The following is a 2,020-nucleotide window of genomic DNA, read 5'->3' as shown; positions in this document are numbered from 1 at the left end:
GGTGCGTGGCACCGCGGGGAAGCGCTGCGCTTTGCGCATTGCGCTGCGGACGTAGGTGGTGATCAGGCCGCCCTCGGGCATCGGGTTAAAGACCGGCACTGCGTACCACTCCTCCGCGCCCTCCGGCAGCTCGCCCCGGCGATCGCGGTAGACCGGTTTGGTGAGCTCGGCGGCCAAGTCGGGTCGGCGCTTAAGCATCTCGTTGTAGATCGCGGCGGAGCTGGCGATGGAGGACAGCCCGCCCGCCTTCGACGGCTTCAGGCAGAGCAATGCGACGATGTCAGAGCTATCGGTATGGTAAGGTAGGCGCGCTGCCGTCTGATAGCCGCGGCTGGTCGCCTGAGCATAGTCCGCGCCGATGTCTTTCACGTGGCCAAGGATGTGTCCCTTGGCGTTTTGCGACACCGGCTCGCCGATCATTGCACCAAGGCCGAAGTAGGCAATGGCGCATTGTCGCAGGCTCCAGCGCTCCACTGGTACCCCGCGTACCAGGATGAACCCAGCCTCCTTCAGCACGGCGCGCTTGATCTGTTCGAGCAGCGGTCTAAGACCGGGCACCTCCAGGTGGCTGGGGCCAATCTCGGCAATGTCGATGCCTGTAGCATCAAGCCGTTCGACCGCCGTCTCGAGTTCGGTAATCTCGGCCGGCGTGAGCGGCCGGACCCAATCCGTCCGCCTCGCCATCTCCGGCCCGTACCATACGAAGGGGCCGGAAACCGGGTTGAGCTGAGCAGGTGGCATCATCATGTTCATAGGAATGCTTCCTCTGCTTGTCGTGCGTCTGGACATTGCCTTGGTCAAAGCGCCTCCAGCACCTTCACTCCTGCCAGCCCAAGCAGGGCGATGAACAGCGTGCTGGCAACTCCCAGCAGGAGAGGTGCCGCACCTCGTGCGCGTAGCGCACCGAGAGCAGTGGACAAGCCGAGCGCCGCAACCGAAGTCGCAAGCATTAACGGCACCAGCGTGCGGGAAGCATCTACGAGGATGTCGGGCACGAGCCCGGTGCTGCGCAGCGCCACCAGAGCGAGAAAGCCCAAAGCGAACCACGGTACCGGTGCCTTGGTGCCGCCGCCCCGGCCGGCCCACAGGCCGAGTGCCGCCACCGCTGGCGCCAATAGGACCACGCGCGCCAGCTTCATCACCGTGCCCGACTGNGGCCCTCCTGCGGCGGCAGCGCCGACGGCTTGCACTACCTCGTGCACGGAGGCGCCGGCCCAGAGCCCGTAGGCGCGCGCATCAAGTCCTAATGGAGCCGCGAGTGCGGGGTAGGCGAGCATAGCAGCCGTGCCGCAGAGGGTGATGACAGCGAGTGCGTAGGTGACGTCCTCGTCCCGGCCCCGGGCGACTTGATTCGCCGCGACGATGGCTGAGGCGCCGCAGATTGCCGTGCCGGCGCCGATCAACTGTGCCAAGGGCTGGTCAACCCCGAGGCGCCCGCCAAGCCAGATTGTGAAGGGCAGGGTGCAAGCCACGACAGCAACGGCCAGTGCCAGGGCGCCGATCCCAAGGTCCAGCAGCTGCCCCAAGGTCACACCGAGGCCCAACAGTACGATCGCGGCGCGTAGCAGCGGTCGCACTGCGAAGGCGATGCCAGGCCTGAGTGTCGGCGAAGCACCGAGCATTGCCCGGACCGCCATGCCTATTGCTAGCGCCAAGACCACCGGGTTGAGCGCCGCAATGCCAGTAGCATTCCGCAGGACGGTCGCGGCGAGCGCGATGGCACACGCGGTAGCCAAGCCCGGCGCAAGGCCATGGACGCGTCCGGCGAAGGAAGCCGGGGCGGCCATCCTGGTTGGAGTAGAGGATAGTAATTTTCGCGTGGTATCCACGCCTCACTCCCGTTCTAGGTCAAAATGCCCGCCGCCTTTAGGTCAACTTGGAGCATCAGGTCAGACTGGACGGTCGCCCTTTACGGTTACCCGGTTGCCGTAGCGGGTGTGTGGCCAGTAATCCCACATGGCGCGGTGCTGGGCGCAACGGTTGTCCCAGAATGCCACGGAGTTTTCCTGCCAACGAAAGC

Annotated in this window: 3 protein-coding genes; all 3 read right to left on the bottom strand. The window is 65.5% G+C overall.

Annotated features, from left to right (window positions below):
• Positions 1–753 (bottom strand): TauD/TfdA family dioxygenase (locus QWZ14_RS16770; RefSeq protein WP_290317916.1); only part of this gene is annotated, 753 nt, incomplete at its 3' end.
• Between the two features lie 44 nt (positions 754–797).
• Complete coding sequence (locus QWZ14_RS16765) at positions 798–1,787, bottom strand: YeiH family protein (protein ID WP_456307248.1); 990 nt, start codon at positions 1,785–1,787, stop codon at positions 798–800.
• A 102-nt stretch (positions 1,788–1,889) separates the two neighbouring features.
• On the bottom strand, positions 1,890–2,020 hold a 131-nt coding region (locus QWZ14_RS16760; RefSeq protein WP_290317917.1), incomplete at its 5' end, for a TauD/TfdA dioxygenase family protein.

This window comes from Paeniroseomonas aquatica (genome assembly GCF_030409335.1).
GTDB classification, from domain to species: Bacteria; Pseudomonadota; Alphaproteobacteria; order Acetobacterales; family Acetobacteraceae; genus Belnapia; species Belnapia aquatica.
The sequence above is the reverse complement of the archived record's forward strand: the minus strand, read 5'-3'. Positions and strand labels throughout refer to the sequence as shown.